The following is a 26,074-nucleotide window of genomic DNA, read 5'->3' on the forward strand; positions in this document are numbered from 1 at the left end:
TCAGAGGCCGAACTCGGCGAGGTAGGGCGAGAAGCGCTCCTTCAGCAGCCGTTCGCTCAGCCCGAAGTCCTCCGGCGCGTAGGCGTGGCGGCCGGTCGTCGCGTCGTTCTCCGCCGCCATGAAGGCCGTCATGCGGCGGCCGGCCTCGGCGGTCATCGGCACGCCGATGTGGTCGCACACCCGCTCGGCGGTGCCGAGCGGGTCGGCGACGAGGTCGGTGAAGTACAGGTCCAGCGGGGGCGTGGCCGTGGGACCGGCGCCGCGGCGCAGCCCGTTGAGGGCCCGGGCCGCGTGCTCCAGCCAGTACCGGCCGATCTCCTCGCGGTCCACGTCGTCGGAGCGGGCCGCGCGGACGGTCGCGGTCAGGCTGCACACGCTGGGCACCGCCACCACGGGGGAGCGGTGCAGGCGGATCACCTTGGCGTCCGGGTACACCCGGGCGAGGTCGTCGAGGTGCCACAGGTGCGAGGGGCACTTGAGCAGCACCGGGGCGCCGGGCCGCTGCCACAGCACGCAGCGCAGCTGTTCGCGGTGGAACTCGTACGCCGGGATCATCGATTGCCCGTCCAGCCAGCGCGCGTAGCCGGGCACGCGGTAGCGCAGCGCGTAGATGGAGTGGCGGAAGGAGTTGGCCGTCAGCCGGTGGCACTCCTCCGGCAGCCGCGCGGTGAGCAGGTGGATCGATCTGAAGCCGGGCGCGGCCCGGTAGTACTCCTCGATGTACGCCTCGCACGCGGCGACGAGGTCGTCGGGGTCCTCCGTCGAGGCCGGGGCCATGGTCTCCCACAGCTCGGGAGCCCGCAGACCCGGGTGCTGGGCGAGCAGGTGCTGGAGGAAGGTGGTGCCGGTGCGCAGCAGACCGGTGATGAACACCGGGCGCACGGGGACGTCGGCGATGTGCGGCACGGCCGCCGTCAGGCGCCCGACGCGGATCTGGGTGACCAGCGAGGCCACGAGCGCGGAACGGGCCCGCTCGCGGCCCCGGGTGTGGAGCCGGGCCTCCGCGTCGATGGAACCGGCCAGTCTCCCCAGGTCGTCGAGGAAGCGCAGCGGTACCTCCGCGCCGGCCCCCGCGGTGCGGCGCGCCTCGGCCGCCAGTGAGGCCGGATCGAGGTCCGCGGTGTCCGCCGGGGAGCTGCCGGCCATATCCGGAATCACGTGCTCCTGCCTTCCGCCGAGAGAGTCGGATTCGATGAGAAAACCGCCCGAAAAGGAGGCAGCGGGATTCGATAAAGCCAGCCGCAGCGCTCGCGGTTCACTTGGCCCATGGTAGAGGCGGCTATCTGACATGCCGCTGACGAATACCTGACGCTGTTCGCCGGAGGAAAGCCTTGCAAAAACGCCGCCGACCGTGCGACAGTGTGCGGAAAATCTCCGGACCTGGTGGTGTGCTATGGACGGGAGCAGAAGATGACCGAAGCCCCGGTGAAAACAGACACCGTATTGAGCGCGATTCAGAAGTACACAGTCGGAGAAAATCCGAGTTCATTTCTCGCGCTCAACGACGGAAACAGCTACTTCGAATCCGAGAACGCTCCCGGGGTGATCGTCTACCGGACGACAGGGAGATACATGGTTCAGTTCGGCGGGCCTTTCTCACCCGTCGAGCACCGTTCCCGGCTGTTGAAGGAGTTCGTGGCCCACGCTGCCGGGCAGGGCCGGGAGATCGTGACCGTGCAGCTTCAGGGGCCGGACGCCGAGCCGTACCTGGCGGAAGGTTTCACCGTCAACCAGATCGGCGCCTCCTACGCCGTCGACCTGGAGAAGTTCACCCTGCGCGGCACCGCTTTCATGCAGCTGCGCAACAAGATTTCCCGGTCGCTGCGCAGCGGCCTGGAAATCAAGGAGGTCCCGCTCGAGCCGTGGTACGAGCGGATGCGGGAACTGGACGCCGGCTGGCTCGGCACGAAGGGCGAGGGCGCCAAGCCCCTGGAGTTCCTGGTGGGCCAGTACGGCGACGCCCACCAGCCGATGCGCCGGCTGTTCGTCGGCGTGCTCGACGGCCGCCTCACCGGCTACATCACCTACTCGCCGGTCTACGGCTCGCGGCCGGGCTGGCTGCACGACCTGACCCGGCGGCACCCCGACTCGCCGCCCGGGGTGATGGAGGCGATCAACAAGGCCGCCATCGACACCTTCACGGCCGAGGGCGCGCGCTGGCTCCACTTCGGCTTCACGCCCTTCACCTCGCTGGACACGCAGCCGAGGCTCCCGGGGTACAGCCGCGGCTTCCACTGGTTCATGGGCCACCTGTGGGAGCACGGCGAGGCGGTGTACCCGGCCCAGACCCAGCTCGCCTACAAGGAGAAGTGGGCGCCGGACCTCGTCCTGCCGGAGTACGTCGCCTTCCAGCACGGGGCGAGCATCCCCGCCCTGGTGCACATCTTCCGCGCGTGCAACGCCGTCTGAGACGGCACGGCCGCACCTCCCCCCGGCCCCCGGCGGGCGCGGCGCGGAACGCGGAGCGGGGAGACGCGGGACACAGCAGACCATGAGGAGGAACCACATGTCCGGCACGCCGCAGGACCGGATCGACGCCGTCGGCCAGCGCGTCTTCGAGCTGTTCGGGGCCGTGGCCGCCGCTCCCGACGACCGGGAGACGGGGCGGGCCGCCGACGAGGCGCTCAGGGAGCTCGACCGGCTGCTCGACGAGGGAGGGCCCGAGGCGACGCGCCCGTAGCGCTCGGCGAGGGACGCCAGGGGGCCGCCCGGCTCAGGCCGGCGGCCCCTTCCTGGTGCGCTCCACCGCCTCCCACAGGTACCAGGACGCCACCGTGCGGTACGGCTGCCACAGCGCGCCCCGCTCCTCGATCTCCTCCCGCCCGGGCAGTTCCCTCCTGCCGAACGCGAGCGCGAAGCCGTTGCGGATGCCGTAGTCGTCCAGCGGGAGCACGTCCGGGCGGCCCAGCCGGAACATCAGGAACATCTCGGCCGTCCACCGGCCGATGCCCCGCACCGAGGACAGGTGGCGCACCACCTCCTCGTCCTCCATCTCCCGGATCGCGTCCAGTTCGGGGATCCGGCCGGAGACGACCTTCTCGGCCAGGTCCCGCAGGGAGGCCAGCTTCGGCCGCGACAGACCCGCACCGCGCAGCTGCTCGTCGGACGCGCCGAGGACCAGCTCGGGCAGCAGCCCCTCGCCGGTCTCCGGGAACAGCGCGCACACCCGGCGGTGGATCGTCGCCGCCGCCTTGGCCGCGAGCTGCTGGTAGACGATGGCCTCGGCGAGCGCGGCGAACAGGCTCGCCGCCGAGTTGAGCCGCATGGCGAACGGGCCGACCTCGTCGACGAGCCCGGCCAGGCCCGGGTCCGAGCCGCGGAGGTAGGCGACCGCCACGGCCGGGTCGAAGGGGAATCCGTTGTCCGTCAGGCCCGTCCGGCCTGCCCGGTCCGTCAGGCCCGTGGCCGGCGCCGGGGCGCCGTTCGCGCCGGCCCGCTCGATCGCCAGCAGTCCCAGCTTGGTCGCCACGCCCCCGTGCGCGGAGAAACCGCCGGGCCGGCCTCCGGCGGAGACGACACGGTGGCAGGGCACGAGCAGCGCGAAGGGGTTCCGGCCCAGCGCCTGGCCCACGGCCCGCGCGGCCCCCGGCCGCCCGAGCCGCTCGGCGACCTCGCCGTAGGTGAGCGTCGTGCCCGCGGGGATGGCCCGGGCCGCCTCGTAGACCCGCCGGCGGAACTCGGGCACGCCCGTCATGTCCAGCTCCACGGACGACAGGTCGGCCGGCTCGCCGCGCAGGTGCCGCGTGATGGCGTCGACGGCCCGGCGCACCGGGGCCGGCGGCTCCGCCGGCCGTGCGTCCGGCACCGCGCCCGCCAGGCGCTCGCGCGTTCCGGCCGCGCTGCCCTCCGGGAGCTGCACGCAGACGATCCCGTGCCCGCTCCAGGCGATTCCGCACCGGCCGAGGGCGGTGTCGAACAGTGTGAATCCGTTTTCCGTCATGCTTCGTGCCGCCTGTTCCCGTGTCCCGCGAAATCCTATGGCACCGGTGCTCGAGCACCGGTCGACCGCCGCTTGACCGCCTGAAACCGGAACGGCAGGCCGGCGTATGATGCCGACCTGCCGCTTCCCGCTCACAACGCCATTTCCGGTGGGCCGGACCCACCGGCCGACGTCAGGAGGCGCAGACGCAGAACTCGTTCCCGTCCAGGTCGTTCAGCACGACCCAGCCGTCGTACTTCGCCACCTCGGTGGCGCCCAGGCCCTTGATGCGCTCGACCTCCTTCTCCAGCTCGTCGGTGAAGAAGTCGAGGTGCAGGCGGTTCTTGCCCTGCCGCTTCTCCGGGACCAGCTGGAGGGACAGACCGACGGCCTTCTTGTCGGGGTCCTCGAAGTAAACGGTGGTCTCGTCGGACGACGAGACGCTGTACCCCGTCACCGCCTTCCAGAAATCGGAGGCGCGTCCGAGGTCGTTGGTGTCGACACAGACGTTGCCGATCTGAACGGTCACTGGAGGTCCTCCTTGGACACTCTTGCGAATATTGCGACACAACACGGCGGCGCCGACCGCGCCGACGCCGCCGGGGTGGATTCTTACAGAATTCTCGGAGCCTGCGCACGCAGGAGATCGATGGCCTCCGGCAGGCCCATGTACGCCAGGCGAGATTCGGCCAGCTCGTCATTCCAGCGAGCCGCGAGGTCCCACCGGGACTGAGGGGTGGTATCGAGCATCAGGCAGCCCGGGAACAGCTCGAAGTCGCGCAGCAGCTCCCGGTGCTGCAGCATGCCCTCCTGGAAGAGCTCCTCGCGGTGCATCACGAACTCGCGGTCGTTGATCTCGCCCCACAGCTCGCGGCCGCGCCGCAGGATCCCCATCACGTGGTCCCGGTCCTCCGGGTGCTTGAGCAGGTGCTCGCGCACGATGGAGCTTCCGACGGCCAGGTGGCGGATCTCGTCGATCGCCGCGCCGCGGGCGATCTCGCCGGCGACCGGGTCGAGCACGCCCCACTTGCGCTCGCTGAGCTCCGTCGAGGCGGCCAGCACGCCCTCGATGATGATGGCGAACGCCACCACGCCGCCGATGAAGTCGCCCTCCTCGCGGGTGACGGTCCGGGCGAACTCCTTGATGGGCGTCAGGACCTGCTTCTCGTACTCGGCGCCGGTCCTGCGGATCCAGGGCATCAGCTCCTCCGCGGGCACCCCGAGGTTCAGCAGGTGGTTGCGGAAGATCATGTGGTGCCGGGCCTCGTCCATCAGCTGGGTGGAGAAGAACTCCAGCTCGGGGATGCCGGGGGCGGTGGCCACGTAGTCGGCGAGCACCCGGGTGGCGGCCTCCTCGTCCAGGGCCCGGTAGGCGAGTTCCAGGCGCAGCGCCTCGCGCAGCGGTCCGGGCTCGCGCATGTAGTCGGGGGTGACCACCGACGGGTCGTACCCCAGGGGACGGTCGCGCAGGGTCCCCTGGGCCACTGCGGAGAACCAGTAGGCCAGGTCGCACTGGTCCACGGTCAGGGACAGCGAGCCGGCTCCGTCCAGCAGGCCGGGAGCCTCGTCCCAGTCGGCCTCGACCGGTATCTCAGTGGTCATCGCGATTCACTCCTCGTGTGTCTCGGGTGTGGGCGGGGTGCCGGGCGCCTGCGGCGCGTCAGAGGTCGGCGGTGCCGGGGGCCGGTGAGCCCTCCTGGCACAGACCCCCGGCGAAGGAGAGCAGCGGGACGCCGGTCCCCGGCGCCCCGGCGATCACCTCGGCGGTGATCAGGTCGTGGTCTCCGATCCGCTGGCTCCCCAGGTAGGCGCACGCCATGTGGGCCAGGGAGCCGTCGAGCAGCGGGGCGCCGGTGTGGCGGTCCGTGCTCCAGACGACGTCGGCGAACTGGGCGCCGCCCTGGCCCCGGTCGGGCGAGGCGAACCAGCGGGCGACGGAGGCCTGTTCGGAGGAGAGGACATTGACCGAAAACGAACCTGACTTGCGGGCCAGCTCCGTGAAGCCCGACGAGAGCCGCAGACAGGCGCCGAGCACCAGCGGGGTACGGGATATGGCCACCAGCGAACTGACCGTGGTGCCGTGCAGCAGGCCGTCGCTGTTGACCGTCAGCACGGTGACGCCGGAGGCCAGGCAGCGCAGCGCCCGGCGGCTCGTGCCGCTGTCCGTGGACTGCTGGATACCGACCGTCACCAGTTCGCCGGACCCGGGCGCGCCGGAAACGGAACTCAAAGCGTCGCTCCCTGCCTGACCTCCGCGGCCTCGGGCGCCGCGGGTCCGGGCACGGGTCCGGCCACCTGGGAGCGCAGCCGCAGCCGGTCGGCGATCCTCTCGTACAGCGGGTCGGTGCCCACCGGCTCGAAGGGGAGGCCGAAGGGCTTGAGGAAGTTGCCGAACAGCCCGCGGTCGCCGAACACGTGGAACGGGATGGCCAGCAGCGCCCACTCCGGACCCACCAGCCACAGCCACAGGCCCACCACCGCGGCCTGCGTGATCAGACTGTGCATGGTGTTGTAGAGGACGTAGTAGACCTTGGAGATGCGGCCGTCGGAACTCCGGCGGAACGCGATCGCTCCGGGTATGTAGCCGAAGAGGTCTATGTAGGCGAACAGCGCGATGAAGGGGATCCAGCGGATCTCCCCGAAATGGATGATGATGAGCACGATCGACAGGGCGAAACCGACGAGGTACTCCGCTCTGTGCAACCGAAAAGTGTTCCGTGTCTCGAACGGATTCTTCTGGTCCATGGTCTCCTCCGTAAGCCGTCACACGGCCGGTGACTTCCGGGTCGTGCCTCCGGTGTTTCCGTCTGGGGTCGCCGATCAGGACAGCCGCAGCGGTTTTCCCTCGAAGTACTCGGTCAGTTCGGTGGCGAGGCTGGCCCGCGACGGCGGGTGGAAGGCCAGCGCCCGCACCGCCGAGGCCATGTAGGCCACGTCGGGCGAGCCGACGAAGGCCATGCCGCCCAGCAGTTCGGTCGCGGCGTCCACCGCGGCGGCGAGCAGGTCCTGCGTGGCGTAACGGGCCACCAGGACCGCCGCGACGGCCTCGTCGCCGTCCATGCCGTCGGCGACGGCGCGCGCCGCCCCCTCCTGAAGGTCCACCGCCGCCTGCAGGAGCACGCCCAGCTCCGCCCGGGCGTGCTCGTTGCCGCGGCCGGCGGCGAACACCTGGGAGACGAGCGTGGCCGCGGCGCCGGTGTACGCGGAGGTGACCAGCAGCTCGAACCAGGTGAAGCCGGCCGTCTGCAGGTCGTCGAGGCGCTTCTGGTCCTCCGGGGTGCTGCTGATGACCAGCTCCTCGGGCACCCTCACGTTCTCCAGCCGCACCAGGTCGCTCTGCGCCGCCGCGAGGACGGGCGTCGACCAGAACGGCTCGACGCTGATGCCGGGGGAGTCCGCCGGGATCAGCAGCAGGGCCAGGCTCGGCCGTCCCTGCTCGTCGCCGACCGTGACGCTGGCGGTCAGCAGGTCCATGGAACGCGACAGGCTGCAGGGCTTCTTCTCGCCGTTGACCACGTAGCCGTCCGCGGTCCGCTCGGCGACCACCGCGGGCAGCAGGATGTTCTGGTCGGTGCGCCCCTCGGCCCACGCGGACGACAGCAGGAGCCCGTCCGCGGCGACCGTGGACAGCAGCTTCATCTGGGCTTCCGTGAGCCGGTCGGCGTTCTGCGCCAGGCTGAACAGCATGGCGACGGTGAAGTGGTGCATCACCGTCGCCACGCCCAGCGAGGGCGACAGCGAACCCAGGGCGCGCTGCACGCGCACGGCGTCGAGGGGGCCGGCGGCCAGGCCGCCGAACTCCGTGGGCACCAGCAGCCCGGCGCCCGCGTGGGAGCGGAAGACCTCGATGACACGGCTGTCCGCGGCTTCGCGCTCCGCCAGTGGAACGCGTTCGAGGGCGCCCAGCAGGCCCGGGTGGAACTTCTCGCACGCATCGCGTGCGGTGCTGAGGAAACGCATGTCGGACTCTCCCTGAAGGATGGGGGCTGAGCTGACGTGTGCGAGAGAACCGCCTGCCTCGGGCACGGCCGAAATCCGTCGGCGGCATCCGACGCGCGGGGAGGGAGGGGGGAGACGTCGTCGGTAACCGGCCACCGACGAGAAGCGAGTATGGCAGCAGTCGACTGATGTCGGACTGACACTCAACTGATTCTCGATTCGGTCCACATAGTGGTTCCAGCGGTCAGCGAGCGGTCAGCAATGTGCAATATCTTCGGGAAAATGATCCCCGATGAAACGGAACTCCTGACGTACGCGGCCGGTCAGGCCATGGACTACCTGGCGGGACTGCCGACGCGCCGTGTCGGCGCCACCGCCGGAGCCGAGGAGCTCACGAAGTTGTTGGGCGGTCCGCTGCCGGAGGCGCCCACCGCACCCGCCGAGACCGTCGATCTGCTGACCCGCGCCGCCAACGAGGGCGGTGTGGTGGCCAGTTCGGGACCGCGCTATTTCGGCTACGTCGTCGGCGGCACCCTGCCCGTGGCGCTCGCGGCGGACTGGATCGCCGGCGCCTGGGACCAGAACAGCGGCGTGTTCGACCTCGGACCCGCCGTGGCGACGGCCGAGCACATCGCCGCCGGCTGGCTCCTCGACCTGCTGGGCCTGCCCGCCGGGACGTCCGTGGGATTCCCCACCGGCTGCGCCATGGCGCACGTGACCGCCCTCGCGGCCGCACGCCACCAGGTCCTCACCGGCGTCGGCTGGGACGTCGAGCGCCGCGGCCTGCGGGAGGCGCCGCGGGTCGACGTGGTCGTCGGCGAGCAGCGCCACCTCACGGTCGACCTGGCCCTGCGCCACCTGGGATTCGGCACCGACCAGCTGCGCGTGGTGCCCGCCGACGACGAGGGCCGGATGCGGCTGGACGAGCTGGAGTCGGTCCTCGCCGACTGCGACGGCCCCACGATCGTGTGCGCGCAGGTCGGAGACGTGAACACCGGGGCGATCGACCCCGTCGGCGAGATCTGCGACCTCTCCCACCGCCACGGCGCCTGGGTCCACGTGGACGGCGCGTTCGGCATGTGGGCCGCGGCGAGCCCCGCGCTGCGCCACCTGGTCGCCGGGATCGAGCGGGCCGACTCGTGGGCGACCGACGCCCACAAGTGGCTCAACGTGCCCTACGACTGCGGGCTGGTGTTCGTGGCCCACCCCCACGCGCACCGCACCGCGATGCTCCACGCCCGCACCGACTACCTGCCGCCGGGCACCCCGGCCGAGCGCGATCCCATCGAGTGGGTCGCCGACTTCTCCCGCCGGGCGCGCAGCCTGCCGGTGTGGGCGGCCCTGCGCTCGCTCGGCCGCTCCGGAGTGGCCGACCTGATCGACCGGTGCTGCGCCAACGCCCGCCGCTTCGCGGAACTGCTCGACGCGCTGCCCGGGGCCGAGGTGCTCAACGAGGTCACCCTCAACCAGGTGCTGGTGCGCTTCGGCGACGACGACGGGGTCACCCAGGACGTGATCGCCCGCCTCCAGGCCGGCGGGGTCTGCTGGTTCGGCGGGACCAGATGGGGCGGGCGTGCCGCCATGCGCGTCTCGGTCACCTCCTGGCGCACCACGGCCGCGGACGTGGACCGGACCGTCGAGGAGATCCGCAACGCCGTCGCCGCGGCGACGGCGACGGCAAGTCCCGATCCACGCACCGCGTAAGCGTAAGGAAGCACGTCATGAACGAAAGTGATCCGTGTACGGAGCCCGACACCGGACAGGCGACCCACTCCGGGCCGCCGCCGCTCGCCGGGGCGCGGTTCGCCGCCGCGCCACCGGCGTCCCTCCTCCTCTCCCAGTCCCTCCCGCCGCTCAGCCCCTCCCAGGACGAGGCGGCCGGACGGCACGGGGCCGCCTTCGGCCGGGCCGGCCGAGTGGGCGCCTCCCCCTTGTCCGTCCCGAGCGGCTCCGTCCCGGCGGGGGCGATGCGTCCGGACGACATGCCCCGCCCCCGCCGGCGACGCGGTGCCGCCGGGCTCCGCTCCGGCCGTGCCGTGCCGTTCGCGGTGACGGTCCTCCTCGCCGGCGCCACGGCCACCCGGCGGCAGCGGCGCCCCGGCTCCCCGCCGGCCCGGGTCCGGACCCCGGAGTCCGGCGCCCCCCTCGGCACCGGCCGGCCGGACCGGCCGCTGCCCCGCGGGACCCTCTCCCGCCCGTACCTCCCGCTGCGGCGCCGCCTGGCCGGGAGGGCCGGGCCCGCCTCCGCCCTCCCGCCGGCGCGCATGCCGGAGTTCGTCCCCGGCACGCCGATGGCGCGCACCGTGCCGGGCGGCCGACGGATCGGCCTGCCGCCGGCTCCGGTGACCCCCGCGGCCGCGGGGGCCGACGCGCGAGGGCGTGCGCCGCTGTCGCGGAACCGGGCCGTGACCGGGCCTGCCGGGCCTGCCGGGTCGGGCGGGAGCCCCCTCGCCCGGTGTCCGGTGCGCGGGCCGGTCGTGGTCCATGGGTGGGTGAGCCCGGCCTCGACGCCTTTCCCGGCCCCCGGGCGGCGACCGGCGCGGCGGAGACCCGGCTCCTCCGCACGCCGGCCGGGGGGCCGTTGATGCGGCGCCGGAGCGGGTCCGGCGGCGCTGCGGGGAAGCGGGGGCTTCTCCTTCCGGACCCGGGCTCCGGCGCCCCCCTCGGCACCGGCCTCCCGGCGCCCGCCGGCCCGCCCGGAGCGCCACGGCCCACCGGACCCGGCTCCCCGCCGGCCAGGGAGGCCGGCTGAGCCGCGCGCCGGCCACACCGGAACACCCCTCCCGGTGTGGCCGGACAGCGCGGCCGAGCAGGACCAACTGGGAATGACGGCAGCTGGAGGAGGCTTCCCTTGCCCAGGATCTTCGGCTCGTTCGCGGTCGGGCCGGCCGGTTCGGAACCGGCGGCGGCCGGCCGCCGGTACGGAGGACTGCCCGCCCACCGACCCTCACAGCCGCGGTGTCCGGCGCGAAGCGCCCCGGACACTGCGGACCGCGCCGCCGGACGCGCACCCGGAGCCGCGCCGCCGGCCGCCGCGGGGGCGCCCCGCCGCCCGTACTCCGCACCGGGGACGGGACGGCGTCCGCCCGGCAGCCGGCGGAGACGTCCGCCGCCCCGTCCGCGGGGGACCGGGGACGGAGGCCCGTCGCCGCGCCCGCCCCGGGGGAGTCCGCCCCGGAGGAGGGGGTGCGCCCGGCCTCCCGGGCCGTCCGGACCGCCGTCCTCCCTCCGCGCCCGGTGAGGCCGCGGGCGGACACCACGGGCGGGGCCCGCCGATCGGGGCGCGCCCGGGCGTCCGGGCGCCTCCACCGTTCGCGGGTCACCGGTCCCCGGCGCTCCCGTGCCGGGGCTCGCGCGGCGTCCCGGTCCCGGCGCGCGACGAGCGCGCGGAGCCGTACGCCGTCGGGGCCCGGTCCACGGGCCCGGCCCGGACGCGCTCCGCGGCCCGCCAGGCGCGAGCCGCGGAAGGGCGGGCCCCGTGCCCGCGCGCCTCCGCGCTTCCCTGCGCTTCTCCGCGCGCCCCTGTCCGCGCCCGCCGCCCGGGCCCGGCACGCCCGGTGGCGCGCGCACGGGCTCGGAACCGTTCCCGATCGGGAAGAGAACCGCGCCCGGATGTGCCGAGGGACATGCCAGTGGCATGGGGACCGCCCGTTCGTCCCTCTCCGGTTGCCCCGGCGGCCGGGACGGAAGGGCAGATCCGCCGCCTTTACCTGCTCCGGCGGGTACTGACGGTCAACTCCTGGTCAAGGCACTAGCAGCATTCCAGCGTGTCAGCACAGGCTGTGACTGGTCATTACGGCAGCACATGCCGTGCTCAAGTCGACAGGCACGACTCCGACCTCTGCCACCCTACGGGGGAACACACATGCGTTTCCTGATACTCGGCCCCATGGAGATCCGCGCTCACGACCACGTCACCCGTCCCAAGGGAGCCATGCAGCAGTTGCTGTTCGCGACGTTCATGGCCAGCGCGAACAAACTGGTCACCGTCGACAGCCTCACCGAGGAGCTGTGGGGCACCACACCGCCCCAGAAGACACACAACGCCCTGCAGGCGCAGATCAGCAGGCTCCGCCGCAGCCTGGTGCGGGTCGAGCCGGACCCCGCGGCCCTGCGGATCACCACCGCCGTCTCCGGTTACCAGCTCAACGTCCAGCCGGGCGAGCTCGACGCCCAGGTCTTCGTCGACACCGTCGAGGAGATCCGGGTGAACGCCTGGGCGGATCCGCACCGCGACATCGCCGACCTGCGGCGCGCCCTCGCGCTGTGGCGTGGGCCGGTCTTCGGCGGCATAGCCAGCGGGCCCCTCTGTCGCACCGCGGCGTCGAAGTACGAGGAGGCCCGCACGGCCGCGCTCGAGCTGCTCTACAAGACCGAGCTGAGGGCCGGCGGCCACGCCCGGATCGTTCCCGAGCTGACGGAGATGGTGGCCCAGAACCCGCTCCACGAGCAGTTCCACAGGCTGCTGATGGTGGCCCTCTACCGTTCGGGGCGCCAGATCGACGCGCTCAACACCTACCGGCAGTTCCAGCGGCGCCTGGACGACGACCTCGGCATCGAGCCCTCGCCGATGCTGCGGTGGTACGAGAGGGCCATCCTCGAACACGACCCGGCGCTGATGGACGACACCCACCTCAGCGGGGTCCTCGTCGCCCGCACCTGACCTCCGGACGTGCCCGGAGACGGGGAGGCCGGCGGCACGTGCTCTCCGCGCGCCGCCGGCCGTCACGGGCCCGAACCGCGTCTCACACGCGCCGGATCGTGAAGGGCGGCGCCGGGGGCTCGCCCCGCAGCAGGCTCATCACCTGCCCCTCGGCCACCCATGTGCCCCGCGCCGTGGTGACGGCGACGGAGGTGGGGTCGTTCAGCCCCTCGGCGACGACGGTGGTCGTCCGCTCGGCGACGTCCACGAGCAGCAGGCTGGAGGTGCCCAGCTCGGTCACGAGCAGCCGGGTGGGGCCGACCATGCGGATCCCGTCGGGCGCCACGAGGCGGCGGCCCGGGACGATCTCCACGGGGGTGCGCGCGGAGCCGTCCGCGGCGATGTCCACGCGCAGCAGCTGGCCGGTGTCGTTGTTGGTGGTGTAGATCGACGAGCGCCCGTCGAAGGCGATCCCGTCGATCTGCAGCGCCGCGTTGGGCCCGGTGAGCGCCGGGTCCGCGGACCACGGCGAGAGGGTGCCCCGGGTCGGCCGCAGCGGGTTGGGCGTGCTCAGCCGCAGCAGCCTGGCGGGCCGGTACGGGATGAGGGTGGGGTTCGAGGCGTCCGCCACGTAGACGTCGCCCCGGGCCAGGGTGATGTCGGCGCAGATCCCCTGGTCCGGGATCGTGTAGCTGGCCAGCAGGTCCCCGTCGCGCAGGTCGAAGGCCCGCAGCATGAAGGGCGTGCTGTAGGTCAGATCGACCGCGCAGGCCCACAGCACGCCCCGCGCGCCGTCGACCAGGACGCCGCCGGTGCCGACGTTCACGTCGGCCGGCACGAAGGTCTCCGCCGTCCTCGATCCGGGGCGGAACCTGACGATCTCGCCGGTGACGAGGCTGGAGACGTAGAGCGTGCCGTCGGGGCCCGCGATGATGCTCTCCGGATAGAAGTCGTCGCCCGGCAGGACCAGGGTGTCGCCCGTACCGCCGTCCGGGCCGTCCTGTCCGGCCGGCGCCGCCACCGCCGCCGAGCCCGACAGGGCGGTCAGGCAGACGGCGGCCAGCAGTGTTCTGATGAGTCTGTTCATCCGTGTCTCCCGGTGGGGAAGAGGGCCTGGAGACGGCGACCGGTGGCCACGTGCGCGCACGTGGCCACCGGAGCCGTCTCTCAGTTCTGGACCAGGGTGGGCTGCGCGGGACGCGTCACCCGCCCGGTCTCCTCGTAGCCGTCGTTGTAGACGAACGCGGTCGGGATCTTCTCGTGGAACTGGTAGTCGGCCTGGATGCGGCCGTCCTCGGCCAGGACGACGGTGTTCTGTCCGGCCATCTCCACCTCGCTGGTCTCGTCGGAGACCATGACCCAGTTGAACCGCACCAGGTTGTGGTGGCCCACGGCGTTGTAGCACGACTTGAAGTGGTAGCCCAGCGGGAAGTAGATGTTGTACGTGTAGGTGATCTGCTCGGCGATCACCTCGTGGCCGTGGAACGGGTCGCGCCGGTACATGATGTACGTGGCGTCCGGGGTGTAGAGCTTCTCGACGCCCGCGCGCCTGAGCTTCTCGTCCGGCTCGTTCCACAGCTTGACGTAGTTCTCCGCCAGCTTGTTCGGGGTGGGCAACATCGGTGTCCTCCTGGTGGGTTCGGCTGTTTTCCGAAGGGCGGTCACGGCGACCGGTGCCGGTGCAGCAGCTGCACCAGGTCCATCGCCATGCCGGGCCCCTGGTCATGGATGAAGAAGTGGCCTCCGGGGAACTCCCGGACGCCGAGGAAGGCCGGGGCGCGGGCCTCCCAGCACCGCATCGCGCCGGGCGCGAGGTACGGGTCGTCGCGGCCGCCGTAGGCCACCAGCGGGGAGGAGACCTCGGCGCGGTCGTCCTCGTAGCTGGCGCACACCGACAGGTCGGCCCGCATGGCGGGCACCACCATCGAGGACAGCTCGGGCAGGCCCAGGGCGTCCTCCGGCACCGTGCCCAGCTCGCGCAGCAGGTCGACGATCACCTGGTCGGGACCCTCGACCAGGTCCCGGGTGGGCATCGAGAACCCCTCCGGCGCCCAGCCCGACACACCGAGCACGGCGGGCAGCGGCGCCCGGGCCCGCTCCAGGGCGACGGCCGTGCGGTAGGCGAGGAGCGCGCCCATGGAGTGGCCGAAGAGGGCGTACGGCCGGCCGTCGAGCTCGGTCTCCACAACGGCGCACAGCGCGTCCACCAGCGGGCCGATCTCGGTGAACGGCTCCTCCCGGTGCCGCTCCTGCCGTCCCGGCAGCTGGATCCGCCGGCACGCCACGCTCGGCGGCACCAGGGCGGGCCAGCGGCCGTACACCGAGACGCCGCCACCGCTGTAGGGCAGCAGGTACAGCAGCGCCTCGGCGCCGGGGTCGGGCTCGGCCGGGTGCAGCCACCTCGCCGGGTCCGGCCCCGCGCTCCGTCCCCCGCTCACGGCTGCCGGTTCGCGGTCGTCCGCGGCGGCGAGGAGGCGTACTCCTCGCGCAGGACGCGGCGCAGCACCTTCCCGGTGGGGTTGCGCGGCAGGCTGTCGAGGAACACGTAGCCGTTGGGGATCTTGTAGTCGGCGATCCTCCCCCGGAGGAAGACCATCAGCTGCCGCTCGGTCGGCTCCTCGTGTCCCGGACGGCGCACCACGGCGGCCCGCACGACCTCGCCCCAGCGGGGGTCGGACACGCCGAAGACCGCCACGTCGGCGACGCCGGGGTGCTCGCGGATCGCGTTCTCGATCTCGACGGGGTAGATGTTCTGGCCGGCGACGATGATCGTGTCGTTGATGCGGTCCCGCAGGAACAGGTAGCCGTTCTCGTCCAGGTAGCCGGCGTCGCTCATGTACAGCCAGTCGCCCCTGATCATCTTCCGGCTCGCCTCGGGCTGCCGCCAGTACTCCGTGAAGCGCGCCGGACTGCGCAGGCAGATCCGGCCGATCCGCCCCGGCGGCAGCGTGTTGCCCTCGTCGTCGACGATCTTGACCTCGTTGCCCGGGCAGACCCGGCCCGCCGAGGCCATCAGGGGGCTGCCCGGGACGTGCTCGTCCGGCCTCAGGCAGGTGACGAAACTACCGGTCTCGGCGGACGCGTAGGCCTGGGACAGCTCGCACCCGAACTCCTTGACGCACCGCACCATCAGCTCGTAGTCGATCGGGGAGCCGCCGTAGACGATCTTGCGCAGGGAGCGGAACGCCTCCGGGCTCGCGGCCGGCTCGTCCAGCATCATCTGGAGCATCGCCGGGGCCGCCCACACCGTGGTCACGGCCTCGTCCCGGATCAGCCGCACGGCCTCCTCGGCCACGAACATCCGCATGACCACGCTGGTCGCGCCGACGTTGAAGCAGTGCATGAACCAGGCGTAGCCGCCGGCGTGCAGACCGGGGAAGCAGGTCAGGCTGCGGTCCTCGGGGCGCCAGTCGATCCAGTCCACCCCGTGCCTGCGCATGTTGTCGATGAAGGTGAAGAAGGAGCGGTGCGGCAGCACCACGCCCTTGGGCAGGCCGGTGGTGCCGCTGGTGTACATCTGGGCGATCGGTTCCTCGGTGTCCCCGGGCTCCAGATCGGTGTCCGGCGCACCCGACTTCCACGCCAGGAAGCCCGCGGCCCGCTCCTCGGCGGTGTCCATCCCGATCGCCGTCCGCAGCGTCGGCAGATCGTCGCGGACCCGCTGGACGACCCGGAGGAACTCCCGCTCGAAGAACAGGATCTCCGCCTGCGAGTCGCGCAGCACGTGGTCCACCTCGCCCTTGGCCAGCCGCCAGTTGACGGGGACCAGGACCGTGCCGCTCTTGGCACAGGCCACGGCGAGTTCGTAGTAGTGCTCCGACTCCTTGCCGATGTACGCCACCCGCGCCCCTCGGCCGAGCCCGGCGCGCAGCAGCGCGTGCGCGGTGCGGTTGCTCTCGCGGTGGAGCTCGGCGTAGGTGACCTCGCGTCCCTCCGCCACCAGGGCGACGACGTCGGGCCGCTGCCGCGCGTGCAGGGCGGATCTGGCGGTGATCGTCTGGTTCGTGGTGTCGCTCATGTCTCCTCTTTCGCGGTTCGCTCTTCCAGGAACTCCACGAGCTGCTCGACGGACGGGTGGTCGAAGACGGCCGACGCCGCGAGTGACACGCCCAGTTCGGCCTCGAGGAGACTTCTCAGCTCGGTGGCCACCAGGGAGTCCATGCCGAGATCGAGGAACGGGGTGTCCGGTCCGACGGACTCCGGGTCGTCGATGCTCAGCAGCCGCGCGACCGCCGAGCGGACGAACGCCTCGGTCGGCGCGGGCCCCCGTCCACCCGATGGCGCGGAGGACGGAGAGGCCGCCGGGGAGGCCGGGGCAGAGGGAGGCGGGGCGGGCGCCGCGGCCAGCCGCTTGAAGGCCATCCCCGAGATCTCCAGCACCGGCTCGTCGCCCTCCAGCAGGAGCGCGTCGACGGTGAAGGCCGGCCCGTCGCCGCCCCGCTCCAGGCGCAGCGCCGCCCGCAGCCGCGGCGCGCGGGGCTTCCTGAACGCCCGTACCGACGCGATGCCGACGGACATGTAGGTCTCACCGGTCTCCCGGCTGTCCGCCAGGGCCGCCAGCCCGTGCGTGACGGCGTCGAACAGCGGCGGGGGCATGTGCTCGGCGGGCGACACCTCCCGGCCGTCCAGCTCGCTGAGCGTGAAGTCCGGGCCGTACCGGACGACCCGGTCGACCCGCGAGAAGTGCGGGCCGTACTCCAGGCCGGCCGCCGCGTACGCCGCGCGCACCTCCTCGCCGTCCAGTTCCCGGTCCGGCTCGCCCGGCGCGGCCGAACGGTCCAGCACCCGCCGGCCGGAGTCGCCCAGCGCCGGGCCGCGCCCGTCGGACGCGCCGATCACCGCGGTGACGTGCCGGCGCTCGACGGGACCGTCCCGTCCGGGGGTGCGGCTCACGATCTCCACCGAGGACCGGCCGTCGCCGATGGGGCGGCAGGAGGTGCGGACCTCCACCGGCGCACCGGTGAGGAACAGCGCCTCGTGGAAGCGGAGGTCCTCGATCGGGCGGCGGGTGTCGCCGTGGACCGCGTCCATGAGCGCCAGGACGGCCTCGGCGTAGGCGGCCGCCGGCACGAAGGGGCGCCCGCGCACGGTGTGGTCGGCGAGGTAGGCCGTGCTCCCGGGACCGAGCCGGGTGACGAACTCCCGCACCCCTCCGTCCCGTTCCCCGCCGCGCACCTCCGTGCCCAGCAGGGGGTGCGCGGTGGCCGCGGCGCCCAGCCCGTGGCGGCCGACCTGGTCGGGCAGCCAGTACCGCCTGCGGTCGAAGGCGTACGTCGGGAGCGGGATCATGCGCCCGGGGCCTCCCTCGTGCACGGCCGGCCAGGAGATCGCCAGTCCCGCGCGGTACGCGTCGGCCAGCGCCTGGAGGACGGCCCTGCCCTCGCCGTCCCCGGAACGGAGGCTGGACAGCCACAGGTGCCTGCCGTCGGGCACGCACCGCCGCCCCAGCGACCCCAGGGCGGAGGAGGGCCCCACCTCCAGGAAGACGTGCCTGCCCCGGGCGGCGAGCGCGCGCATGCCGCCCTCGAAGTCGACCGCCTCGCGCACGTGCCGCACCCAGTAGTCGGCCGTGGCCATCTCACCCGGGGCGGCGACCGCGCCGCTCAGGCAGGAGATCAGGGTCACGGCCGGCTCGTGGAACTCGACGTCGGCGAGTGCCGCTCGCAGCGGCTCGAGGATCCCGTCCATCAGCGGGGAGTGGAACGCCGAGGAGACGCGCAGCGGGGTGACCGTCACATCGCGCCGCCGCAGCGCCTCGGTGACCTCCGCCAGCGATCCGGCGCCGCCGGAGACGACGCACTGCCGCGGGGAGTTGACCGCGCAGATGCTCACGTCGTCCAGCCCGGCCAGCAGCGGCTCGACCTCGGCGGCGGGCGCGGAGACGGCGGCCATGCCGCCGGGGGTGGTGACCGACTGGATCAGCCGGGCCCGCTCCGCCAGGAAGAAGACGCCGTCCTCCAGGGTGAACAGCCCCGCCACGGCCGCGGCCACCACCTCGCCGACGCTGTGCCCGATGAGCGCGGTGGGCCGCACCCCCCACGACTGCCAGAGCCTGGCCAGGGAGTACTCCAGGGTGAACAGCGCGGCGTGGGTGTACACCGTCTCGGCGAGCCGGGCCTCCGCGTCCGGGGCCGTGCCCAGCATGATGTCGCGCACGGAGCGGCCCAGATGGCGGGCGAACAGCTCGTCGCACGCGTCGACGTGCGAGCGGAAGACCGGGAAGCGCCGGTACAGCGCGGAACCCATGCCCACGTACTGCGATCCGGAACCGGTGAAGAGGAAGGCGGCCTTGCGCAGGCCGCCCGGCGACCGCCCGCCCTCGGCCGGCGCCGCGGCCTGCCGCTCCAGCGCGGCCGCCAGCTCCGATCCGTCGCGGACCACGGCGGCCATGCGGTGGTTGAAGTGGACGCGCCCCACGTTGCGGGTCAGGCACAGGTCGGCCATGTCGGTCCCGGGCCGTTCGGCCAGGTACCGCCGGTGGCGCTCCACCTGCAGGCCCAGCGCCTCCCGGCTCTTCGCCGACAGGGTGAAGACGTGGAGACCGCCGCCCGGTCCGGGCGGCCCGGCGTCGCGGGCGGACTCCGGGGCGCCGGCGGGGGCGGGCTGCGCGGGCGCCTCCTCCACGACGGCGATCCCGATGGCGCCGGCCACGCCGAAGCTGTTGACCATCGCCCGGCGCACCGGCGCCTTCCACGGCCTGCACTCCGTCGGCACCGTCACCGGGTACCGGTCCCAGGGGATGCGGCCCGAGGGCTGCTCGTACAGGTGCGGGTAGAACACCCCGGCCCGCATCTGCAGGATCACCTTGACGATCCCGCCGAGCCCGGCGGCCGGCTCCATGTGCCCCAGGTTCGACTTGACCGAACCGACCGTCAGGGGGTCGCCGTCCCGGTGGGCGTCGCCGAACACGCCGTTGATCGAGCCCATCTCGATCGGGTCGCCCAGCGGCGTGCCCGTGCCGTGCGCCTCCACGTACTGGATGTCGCCGGGCTCCAGGCCGGCGCGCTCCAGCGCCCGGCGCATCACCGCCTCCTGCGCGGTCCCGTTCGGGGCGGTCAGACCCGCGCTCTCGCCGTTGTGCCCGATGGCGGTGGAGCGCACCAGCGCCAGGACGGTGTCCCCGTCGCGCCGGGCGTCGGAGAGCCGCTTGAGGACCAGCACGCCGCAGCCCTCGGCCCGCGCGTACCCGTCCGCCGCCTCGTCGAAGGCCTTGCACCGGCCGTCGGGCGCCAGCATCTGGTTCCGCGAGAGGATCGCGAAGATCTTGGGGTGGTGCAGGGCGTTGACCCCACCGCACAGCGCGATGCCGCACTCGCCGTTGCGCAGCCCCTCGACGGCCATGTGCAGCGCGGTCAGCGACGACGCGCACGCGGTGTCGGTGGTCAGGCTCGGCCCGCGCCAGCGCAGGAAGTACGACAGCCGGCCGGAGAGCGGGTAGGCGCCCATGCCGGTGGCCAGCGCTCCGTCGAGCTTCTCGTACGGCACGGAGTCCAGCTCCATGGCCTGGTCCAGAGGCGTCGCACCGACGTAGACGCCGCCGTCGCGCACCGCGGTCGGGTCGACGCAGGCGTTCTCCAGCGCCTCCCAGGCCGTCTCCAGCAGCAGCCGCTGCTGGGGGTCGACGTAGTGCGCCTGCTTGGGCGCGATGCCGAAGAACTGCGGGTCGAACTCGTCGATGCGCTCCAGGAAACCGCCTGCCGCAGTACGGATGGTGCCCGGGGCATCGGCGTCCTCGGAGGTGAAGGCGTCGACGTCCCAGCGGTCCCGGGGCAGCGGGCGGATCCCGCTGCCCCCGTTCCGCAGGAACTCGTCGAACCCGTCGACGGTGTCGTTGCCACCGGGGAAACGGAACCCGACGCCGATGACGGCGACCGGCTCGTCCCGGGCGCTCACCGGCGCCCCCGCCCGGCGGGCGCGCCGGGCTCCCCGGCCGGGGCCTCCGGCTCCGCGAGGAGCTCGGCCAGGACATCGTTCACCAGATGCTCCACCAGCTGCTCCACGGTGGGGTTGTTGAACAGGACGTTGGAGCTGATCGAGCACTCCAGGCGCTCTTCGAGGCGCTGCTTGGCCTCGGTGACCCGCAGCGAGGTGAACCCCAGGTCGAAGAAGCTCTCCGACAAGGGGAAATCCTCGTCGTCGGTCATGAGGAGCGTCTTCCTGAATTCGGTCACCACGAGCTCCTCGATATATTCGGGACGCTCTGACCTGGGAAGTCCTCGCAAGACTTCAAGAGATTCCGACATCTGCTTCCACCCGCTCCCGGCCGTATACGGCGATGTCAGTACCGGCCCGATTGAACCAGAGCGTGTTGACACAGACCTGATGAGGCGCTGACGGGAGGACCGGAGCCGCCGCCCGGCCGGCCCTCCATATCCGTCAGTTGACCGTCAGCGCCACATCAGCCGGAGCGTGCCATAGTTTTCGCAGCGGACGACGGAACACGGCGAAAACGAACCGTCTCCGCTGAGGAGAGGTATCCGTAGTGGCCTATCGGGTCTCTGTTTCGGCAGGGAAGGGCTTCGGCTCTCGCAGGTTCGAATCCTGCCCTCTCCGCTTCGCTGGTGGGTTGTGTCTGATCTGCTGGTGGTTTGGGAGAGGTATCCGTAGTGGCCTATCGGGTCTCTGTTTCGGCAGGGAAGGGCTTCGGCTCTCGCAGGTTCGAATCCTGCCCTCTCCGCTTCGCTGGTGGGTTGTGTCTGGCCTGCTGGTGGTTTGGGAGAGGTATCCGTAGTGGCCTATCGGGTCTCTGTTTCGGCAGGGAAGGGCTTCGGCTCTCGCAGGTTCGAATCCTGCCCTCTCCGCTTCGCTGGTGGGTTGTGTCTGATCTGCTGGTGGTTTGGGAGAGGTATCCGTAGTGGCCTATCGGGTCTCTGTTTCGGCAGGGAAGGGCTTCGGCTCTCGCAGGTTCGAATCCTGCCCTCTCCGCTTCGCCGGTGGGCCGGTTCGCCGACCCACCGGCGAACTATGTCACCGGAAATTCCGATCGCTGGAGGAAAAGATGTCGGGCAACGAGACGCGTAAGATCGACATCACGCGGCTGTACACCGACGAGGCGGGGGAGACCCACTTCGTCGAGGAGAAGCTGGAGGTCCAGGAGGTCAACTTCGCGCCGCCGGCCCCCTCGATGTTCGCTTCGTCCCCGGTCGAGGCCAAGGCGAGCGTGTACCTGCTTCTGCCCGAGGGCTACTTCGGCGACTTCCACCCCGCCCCCCGGCGCCAGCTGATGACCCTGGTGAAGGGCGCGCTCGAGGTGAAGGTCAGCGACGGCGAGACCCGTCGCTTCACCCCCGGCGGAACCGTGCTGGTGGAGGACACCACGGGCAAGGGCCACGCGACCAAGAGCGTCGGAGGCGAGTCCATCGTCCTCGTGGCGCAGCTGTAGCTGCAGGCCAGGCCCACCGACTCCGTGAACCTGGTTCCGCTGGAGGAAGAATGAAGGTCACTCTGTTCGAGCAGGCGCCTTACAGGTTCCTGCCACCGGACTTCGAGAAGCACCACGACTCCGTGTGCACGACTCCGTACGATCTCACGACCGAACAGGGCGTGTACTCGTCGATCCGCGACCACATCGACGAACTGATGGCGGGTGCCAGGGCGGGATTCGACGGCCTCGCGCTCACCGAGCACGCGCAGAGCTCCTACGACCTGATGCCGAATCCCAACCTGATCGCCGGTGCCCTGGCGTACGCCACGGAGACCGAGGGGCAGGACGTGGCGATCTTCCCCATGGGCAGGTCGCTGGGCAAGACGCGCGAGCCCGTGCGAGTGGCCGAAGAGTACGCGATGATCGACGTGATCAGCGGCGGCCGGCTCGTCGCCGGCTTCCCCGTCGGACTGAGCTACGACGCCAGCATCAACAACGGGATCCCCCCGGTCGACGTCCGCGGGAGGTTCGACGAGAACCTCGAGCTGGTCCTGCGGGCCTGGCGCGACCGCGAACCGTTCGCCTGGAACGGCCGGTACGGACAGTACCCGCAGGTCAACATCTGGCCCCGCCCGCTGCAGAAGCGTCCGCCCGTGTGGATCACCGGCATCGGAAACCCCCGGACCATGCAGCTCACCCTCGAACGGGGCTTCGGGTTCAACTACTTCGGCTTCGCCGGCGCCAAGCTCACGGGGAAGCGGATATTCGACCGCTTCTGGGAGCTCTCCGACCGCCTCGGCCTGGAACGCAACCCCTACCGGGTGGGCTTCCTGCAGTCGATCGCGGTCAGCGAGACGGACGCCCGCGCCGAGCAGGAGTACGCCGAGCACGTGGAGTACGCCTACCGCAAGGGGCTGGGCGCCATTCCGCCGGAGATGCTCGCCATTCCCGGCGGCATCAACATCCACGGTGTGAAGGCGCTGCTGAAGGACCCCGCCGACTTCGGGCTCTACTACCAGATGCGCACCGCCACCTACGCGCAGCTCGCCGAGGCCGGCGTCGTCATCGCGGGCAGCCCGGCCACCGTGCGCGACCAGCTCGTCGAGTACTGCCGCACGTACGGCATCGGGAACCTGCACGCGATGCTCGGCTTCGGCTCGATGCCGAAGGAGCTGGTCCAGAAGAACGTCCGGCTGTTCGCCGACGAGGTCCTGCCGCACCTGCGCGACCTGTGGCGGGGCGAGGGGCACGTCCACCACTGGTGGCCCGAGCGGCTGGGCGGCACGGCCCTTCCCGAGGCCGACCGGGACACACCGTCCACGGCAGAGAAGGCGGTTGCCTCATGACCACCGAACCCACTCAGCCCGAGGTCCGCGAGGAGACCGTCACGGTCTGGAACGGGCGCCTGGACATCCGGGTGAAGACCGCCGGAAGCGGCCCCCCGCTGCTCTATCTGCACGGAGCCACCGGCCTGGTCTGGGACCCGTTCCTGGCGCACCTCGCCGGCCAGTACTCCGTCTACGCCCCGGAGTTCCCGGGGACGAGCGCCGGGGACCCCGACGCCGTGCACGTCGTCGACGACCTCTCCGACATGGTGCTCGTCCACGAGGAGGTGATCCGGCGCCTCGGCCTGGAGCGGCCGGTGATCGTCGGACACGACTTCGGCGGAATGCTCGCCGCCGAACTGGCCGCGCACTTCCCGGACCTCCCCGGCAAGCTGGTGCTGCTCGCCCCCCTCGGACTGTGGCGGGAGGACATGCCCGTCGCCAGCCTCATGACCGCGTCGCAGGACAAGGTGCCGGGACTGCTCTTCCACGACTCCACCGGCGAGATCGCCCAGGCCGCCCTGGCGTTCCCCGAGGACCCCGAGGCGGCCGTGGCCGCGGCCGCGGGCATGGTGTGGTCCCTCGGCAGCACCGGCAAGTTCGTCTGGCCGATCCCCGACCGCGGCTTGCGGGCGCGCCTGCACCGCGTCGCGGCCGACACGCTGGTCGTCTGGGGCCGCGAGGACAGCCTCGTGCCGGTCGGTTACGCCGACGAGTTCGCCGGCCACCTCGCCCGGAGCACGGTCGCGGTCGTCGAGGACAGCGGGCACCTGCCGCAGATCGAGCAGTTCAAACAGACCGTCGCGAAGGTGGAGGAGTTCCTGCGATGAGGGGCGCGGAGGCGCCCCGACCCCTCGCTCTGGAGGGAAGGAAAGCCCTGGTGACCGGAGCCTCGCGGGGCATCGGCCGCGCCGTCGCGATCGGCTACGCCGAGGCCGGGGCCGACGTCGCCCTGCTGGCGCGGGGCGTGGAGGGACTGGAGGAGGTGGCGGCCGAGATCGGGAAGCTGGGCCGGTGCGCCGTCGTCCTCGCGTGCGACGTGGAGGACCCCGCCCAGGTCGAGGACAGCGTGGAACGGGCGGTGGCGGAACTGGGCCCGCTGGACGTGGTCGTGAACAACGCGGGCGGCATCACCTGCGCCGGGCCGTTCCTGGACCTCGACCACGACCAGTGGCAGCGGGAGATGCGGCTCAACTTCGAGTCCGTCCTGCACGTGTGCCGGTCGGTCGGCCGCCGCATGGTCGAACGCGGCGAGGGCTCGGTGATCAACATCTCGTCCGTCGCGGGAAACGCCGGGCTGCCGAACTACGGCCCGTACGCGGTGGCCAAGGCCGCCGTCATCTCGCTGACCCACTCCCTCGCCGCCGAGTGGGCCTCCAAGGGCGTACGCGTCAACGCGATAGCCCCGGGCTGGCTGCACACGGACCTCACGGACGACTTCGTCACCGATCCGCGGCTGTCCGAGCGCTTCCTGTCGGTCGTGCCGGCCGGCAGGTTCGGGGAACCGGAGGAGGTCGTCGGCCTCGCCGTCTACCTGGCGGGCGACGAGTCCCGCTTCATGACCGGCTCGTCGGTCGTGATCGACGGCGGAATATCCTCCTTCTACGGCGGCTCCGCCCTCCTGGGGGCCTTCGGCTGAGCAGCGGCCGGGCCGCTCCCCGCCGCGCCCGGCGACCATGCGAACGGGCCCTGCCCGGGGCCGCCGTCCCCACCTCCCCGGGGGCCGGTGGACCACCCTTCCGACGGACGTCGCCGGCCCCCGGCGACGTCCGTCGCCGCATGGGCGGGCATGCGCGGGTCCAGCCCGCTCGGCGTGCTCCGCGACCGGGAGCGGCCCGCCGGCTCCGGGCGGGCCGGAAGGTACGGAGGTACGGACGGCACCGCCTCCGGGGACTTTCGGCCCTGCCGGGAAGATCGTCGCGGGACGAGTCTGGGGGTGCCACGACGGCAGGAGGAAACCATGAACCGTTCGCAGATCCGTCCCCTCCCGGAGGTCAGGGTCGAGGTCCGGGGCGAGGTGCCCGGGGACGCGGCCGAGTACGCGCGGGCCAAGGTGCTGGCGGCCCTCGGCAAGGTCGGGGAGCCGGTCCTGGGCACCAGGGTGAAGCTGAGCCAGGCGGTCGGCGCCTCCGTGCGGCGCCCCGCGCTCGCCCAAGTGAACGTGGACGTCAACGGTCACCCGGTGCGGGCCCGGGTCACCGCGGACACCATGCCCGAGGCGATCGACCTGCTGCGCGACCGCCTGGCGGGGCGGCTGGCCCGCGTCCACCGTCACGGGCACCACGGCAGGCCCCGCCACGGCGGGACGCACCGGCGGCCGCACCCCGGCCCGCACGCCGGGCGGGGACAGCGGATCGTGCGCCACCGCACCCACGGCCCGGCCCGGCAGACCCCGGCGGAGGCGGTGCGCGGGATGGAGGCCCTGGGGTACGAGTTCCACCTGTTCACCGACGCCGTCTCGGGCGTCGACAGCGTGGTCTACCGGGACGGCACGGGCGGCCACCGGCTGGCCCGGGCCCGCCGGGACGTGCCCGCGCCGGTGACCTCGGGCCTTCCGCCGGCCGCCTCCCTGGGGGTCAGCGGGATCCCGGCGCCCCGCATGGGGGTCGAGCAGGCGGTGTGGCGGCTGGAGACCACCGGCCTGCCGTTCGTGTTCTTCGTCGACGCCTCCACCGGACGCGGCGCCCTGCTCCACCACCGCCGCGACGGCCACTACGGGCTGATCACCCCGGCGGACTGACGCGCGGGCGGCTCGGGTCCCGTCCGGCCACCCCGCCCGGACGGGACCCGCCGGCCCGGCGCCTCCTCCGGACGAGCCCGAACGAGGCGACGGCGCCGCTCCCGGCATCCGGCGCCGGGCGCCGGGCGCCCGGACGCGGCACGGC

General features: G+C 72.4%; 22 protein-coding genes and 4 tRNA genes. 13 read left to right on the forward strand and 13 right to left on the reverse strand.

The annotated features are described in order from the left end of the window. Window positions 1-1,146 carry a sulfotransferase gene (locus QC029_RS13290; protein WP_279555834.1) on the reverse strand — a complete coding sequence of 382 codons (1,146 nt, stop codon included), beginning with the start codon at window positions 1,144-1,146 and terminating at the stop codon, window positions 1-3. A 264-nt stretch (window positions 1,147-1,410) separates the two neighbouring features. Here QC029_RS13290 and QC029_RS13295 point away from each other — a divergent pair, with 264 nt between their 5' ends. Together QC029_RS13295 and QC029_RS13300 are read left to right on the forward strand one after the other, a co-directional pair. Further along, window positions 1,411-2,409 carry a bifunctional lysylphosphatidylglycerol flippase/synthetase MprF gene (locus QC029_RS13295; RefSeq protein WP_279555835.1) on the forward strand — a complete coding sequence of 333 codons (999 nt, stop codon included), beginning with the start codon at window positions 1,411-1,413 and terminating at the stop codon, window positions 2,407-2,409. A gap of 97 nt (window positions 2,410-2,506) precedes the next feature. Then, window positions 2,507-2,680 (forward strand): hypothetical protein, encoded by a 174-nt coding sequence (locus QC029_RS13300; RefSeq protein WP_279555836.1) that lies wholly within the window; start codon window positions 2,507-2,509, stop codon window positions 2,678-2,680. A gap of 33 nt (window positions 2,681-2,713) precedes the next feature. Here the strand turns inward: QC029_RS13300 and QC029_RS13305 are convergent, their stop codons facing one another. The 6 genes from QC029_RS13305 to QC029_RS13330 form a co-directional block, all read right to left on the reverse strand. Then, window positions 2,714-3,940 (reverse strand): methylated-DNA--[protein]-cysteine S-methyltransferase, encoded by a 1,227-nt coding sequence (locus QC029_RS13305; protein ID WP_279555837.1) that lies wholly within the window; start codon window positions 3,938-3,940, stop codon window positions 2,714-2,716. A 172-nt stretch (window positions 3,941-4,112) separates the two neighbouring features. Continuing rightward, window positions 4,113-4,448, reverse strand: coding sequence for a VOC family protein (locus tag QC029_RS13310; protein WP_279555838.1), 336 nt, complete (start codon window positions 4,446-4,448; stop codon window positions 4,113-4,115). Between the two features lie 83 nt (window positions 4,449-4,531). Then, window positions 4,532-5,521: a VlmB-like protein gene (locus tag QC029_RS13315; RefSeq protein ID WP_279555839.1), complete on the reverse strand. Its 990-nt coding sequence runs from the start codon at window positions 5,519-5,521 to the stop codon at window positions 4,532-4,534. Between the two features lie 58 nt (window positions 5,522-5,579). Further along, complete coding sequence (locus tag QC029_RS13320; RefSeq protein ID WP_279555840.1) at window positions 5,580-6,149, reverse strand: flavin reductase family protein; 570 nt, start codon at window positions 6,147-6,149, stop codon at window positions 5,580-5,582. After that, a complete protein-coding gene (locus QC029_RS13325; RefSeq protein WP_279555841.1) occupies window positions 6,146-6,664 on the reverse strand; it encodes a hypothetical protein in 519 nt (172 codons plus the stop codon). Before QC029_RS13325 ends, QC029_RS13320 begins: the two co-directional genes overlap by 4 nt. Before the next feature lie 75 nt (window positions 6,665-6,739). Beyond that, entirely contained in the window at window positions 6,740-7,879 is a 1,140-nt protein-coding gene (locus tag QC029_RS13330; RefSeq protein WP_279555842.1) for an acyl-CoA/acyl-ACP dehydrogenase, read from the reverse strand. A 261-nt stretch (window positions 7,880-8,140) separates the two neighbouring features. On the opposite strand from QC029_RS13330, the gene QC029_RS13335 reads away from it, so the two are divergent. After that, window positions 8,141-9,562 (forward strand): aminotransferase class V-fold PLP-dependent enzyme, encoded by a 1,422-nt coding sequence (locus QC029_RS13335; protein WP_279555843.1) that lies wholly within the window; start codon window positions 8,141-8,143, stop codon window positions 9,560-9,562. A 2,185-nt stretch (window positions 9,563-11,747) separates the two neighbouring features. After that, window positions 11,748-12,521 (forward strand): AfsR/SARP family transcriptional regulator, encoded by a 774-nt coding sequence (locus QC029_RS13340; RefSeq protein WP_279555844.1) that lies wholly within the window; start codon window positions 11,748-11,750, stop codon window positions 12,519-12,521. A gap of 82 nt (window positions 12,522-12,603) precedes the next feature. Here QC029_RS13340 and QC029_RS13345 read toward each other — a convergent pair whose 3' ends face one another. From QC029_RS13345 to QC029_RS13370, 6 genes are all read right to left on the reverse strand, one after another. Beyond that, the gene (locus QC029_RS13345; RefSeq protein WP_279555845.1) at window positions 12,604-13,587 is read right to left on the reverse strand and encodes an SMP-30/gluconolactonase/LRE family protein; all 984 of its coding nucleotides are present in this window, start codon (window positions 13,585-13,587) and stop codon (window positions 12,604-12,606) included. 80 nt (window positions 13,588-13,667) lie between these two features. Continuing rightward, window positions 13,668-14,120, reverse strand: coding sequence for a nuclear transport factor 2 family protein (locus QC029_RS13350; RefSeq protein WP_279555846.1), 453 nt, complete (start codon window positions 14,118-14,120; stop codon window positions 13,668-13,670). Window positions 14,121-14,161: 41 nt separating this feature from the next. After that, a complete protein-coding gene (locus QC029_RS13355) occupies window positions 14,162-14,938 on the reverse strand; it encodes an alpha/beta fold hydrolase (protein WP_279555847.1) in 777 nt (258 codons plus the stop codon). After that, a complete protein-coding gene (locus QC029_RS13360; protein ID WP_279555848.1) occupies window positions 14,935-16,518 on the reverse strand; it encodes a long-chain-fatty-acid--CoA ligase in 1,584 nt (527 codons plus the stop codon). The genes QC029_RS13355 and QC029_RS13360 overlap by 4 nt, the downstream gene beginning before the upstream one ends. Continuing rightward, window positions 16,515-20,393, reverse strand: a complete 3,879-nt coding sequence (locus QC029_RS13365) for a type I polyketide synthase (protein WP_279555849.1) — start codon at window positions 20,391-20,393, stop codon at window positions 16,515-16,517. Before QC029_RS13365 ends, QC029_RS13360 begins: the two co-directional genes overlap by 4 nt. Next, complete coding sequence (locus tag QC029_RS13370) at window positions 20,390-20,671, reverse strand: acyl carrier protein (RefSeq protein ID WP_279555850.1); 282 nt, start codon at window positions 20,669-20,671, stop codon at window positions 20,390-20,392. Before QC029_RS13370 ends, QC029_RS13365 begins: the two co-directional genes overlap by 4 nt. A gap of 296 nt (window positions 20,672-20,967) precedes the next feature. On the opposite strand from QC029_RS13370, the gene QC029_RS13375 reads away from it, so the two are divergent. The 9 genes from QC029_RS13375 to QC029_RS13415 all read left to right on the forward strand — a co-directional run bounded on the left by QC029_RS13375 (window position 20,968) and on the right by QC029_RS13415 (window position 25,929). Next, window positions 20,968-21,053 (forward strand) — tRNA-OTHER (locus tag QC029_RS13375). 38 nt (window positions 21,054-21,091) lie between these two features. Further along, window positions 21,092-21,177: transfer RNA gene (locus QC029_RS13380), tRNA-OTHER, on the forward strand. A gap of 38 nt (window positions 21,178-21,215) precedes the next feature. Then, window positions 21,216-21,301 (forward strand) — tRNA-OTHER (locus QC029_RS13385). A gap of 38 nt (window positions 21,302-21,339) precedes the next feature. Further along, window positions 21,340-21,425, forward strand: a tRNA-OTHER gene (locus QC029_RS13390). 73 nt (window positions 21,426-21,498) lie between these two features. After that, window positions 21,499-21,882, forward strand: coding sequence for a hypothetical protein (locus tag QC029_RS13395; protein ID WP_279555851.1), 384 nt, complete (start codon window positions 21,499-21,501; stop codon window positions 21,880-21,882). Window positions 21,883-21,932: 50 nt separating this feature from the next. Then, complete coding sequence (locus tag QC029_RS13400; protein ID WP_279555852.1) at window positions 21,933-23,210, forward strand: LLM class flavin-dependent oxidoreductase; 1,278 nt, start codon at window positions 21,933-21,935, stop codon at window positions 23,208-23,210. Further along, window positions 23,207-24,019 (forward strand): alpha/beta fold hydrolase, encoded by an 813-nt coding sequence (locus QC029_RS13405; RefSeq protein ID WP_279555853.1) that lies wholly within the window; start codon window positions 23,207-23,209, stop codon window positions 24,017-24,019. Before QC029_RS13400 ends, QC029_RS13405 begins: the two co-directional genes overlap by 4 nt. After that, window positions 24,016-24,828, forward strand: a complete 813-nt coding sequence (locus QC029_RS13410; protein WP_279555854.1) for an SDR family NAD(P)-dependent oxidoreductase — start codon at window positions 24,016-24,018, stop codon at window positions 24,826-24,828. Before QC029_RS13405 ends, QC029_RS13410 begins: the two co-directional genes overlap by 4 nt. A 321-nt stretch (window positions 24,829-25,149) precedes the next feature. Continuing rightward, complete coding sequence (locus tag QC029_RS13415; RefSeq protein WP_279555855.1) at window positions 25,150-25,929, forward strand: HPF/RaiA family ribosome-associated protein; 780 nt, start codon at window positions 25,150-25,152, stop codon at window positions 25,927-25,929. Window positions 25,930-26,074: the final 145 nt, after the last annotated feature.

The sequence above is a fragment of the Streptomyces sp. DH37 genome (assembly GCF_029813835.1).
Taxonomy (GTDB): domain Bacteria; phylum Actinomycetota; class Actinomycetes; order Streptomycetales; family Streptomycetaceae; genus Streptomyces.

Excerpts from the sequence above, each read along its gene's own strand:
- QC029_RS13290 (WP_279555834.1), bottom strand. The coding sequence starts at position 1,146 with ATGGCCGGCAGCTCCCCGGCGGACACCGCGGACCTCGATCCGGCCTCA.
- QC029_RS13295 (WP_279555835.1), top strand. The coding sequence starts at position 1,411 with ATGACCGAAGCCCCGGTGAAAACAGACACCGTATTGAGCGCGATTCAG.
- QC029_RS13300 (WP_279555836.1), top strand. The coding sequence starts at position 2,507 with ATGTCCGGCACGCCGCAGGACCGGATCGACGCCGTCGGCCAGCGCGTC.
- QC029_RS13305 (WP_279555837.1), bottom strand. The coding sequence starts at position 3,940 with ATGACGGAAAACGGATTCACACTGTTCGACACCGCCCTCGGCCGGTGC.
- QC029_RS13315 (WP_279555839.1), bottom strand. The coding sequence starts at position 5,521 with ATGACCACTGAGATACCGGTCGAGGCCGACTGGGACGAGGCTCCCGGC.
- QC029_RS13325 (WP_279555841.1), bottom strand. The coding sequence starts at position 6,664 with ATGGACCAGAAGAATCCGTTCGAGACACGGAACACTTTTCGGTTGCAC.
- QC029_RS13330 (WP_279555842.1), bottom strand. The coding sequence starts at position 7,879 with ATGCGTTTCCTCAGCACCGCACGCGATGCGTGCGAGAAGTTCCACCCG.
- QC029_RS13335 (WP_279555843.1), top strand. The coding sequence starts at position 8,141 with ATGATCCCCGATGAAACGGAACTCCTGACGTACGCGGCCGGTCAGGCC.
- QC029_RS13340 (WP_279555844.1), top strand. The coding sequence starts at position 11,748 with ATGGAGATCCGCGCTCACGACCACGTCACCCGTCCCAAGGGAGCCATG.
- QC029_RS13345 (WP_279555845.1), bottom strand. The coding sequence starts at position 13,587 with ATGAACAGACTCATCAGAACACTGCTGGCCGCCGTCTGCCTGACCGCC.
- QC029_RS13350 (WP_279555846.1), bottom strand. The coding sequence starts at position 14,120 with ATGTTGCCCACCCCGAACAAGCTGGCGGAGAACTACGTCAAGCTGTGG.
- QC029_RS13360 (WP_279555848.1), bottom strand. The coding sequence starts at position 16,518 with ATGAGCGACACCACGAACCAGACGATCACCGCCAGATCCGCCCTGCAC.
- QC029_RS13395 (WP_279555851.1), top strand. The coding sequence starts at position 21,499 with ATGTCGGGCAACGAGACGCGTAAGATCGACATCACGCGGCTGTACACC.
- QC029_RS13400 (WP_279555852.1), top strand. The coding sequence starts at position 21,933 with ATGAAGGTCACTCTGTTCGAGCAGGCGCCTTACAGGTTCCTGCCACCG.
- QC029_RS13405 (WP_279555853.1), top strand. The coding sequence starts at position 23,207 with ATGACCACCGAACCCACTCAGCCCGAGGTCCGCGAGGAGACCGTCACG.
- QC029_RS13410 (WP_279555854.1), top strand. The coding sequence starts at position 24,016 with ATGAGGGGCGCGGAGGCGCCCCGACCCCTCGCTCTGGAGGGAAGGAAA.
- QC029_RS13415 (WP_279555855.1), top strand. The coding sequence starts at position 25,150 with ATGAACCGTTCGCAGATCCGTCCCCTCCCGGAGGTCAGGGTCGAGGTC.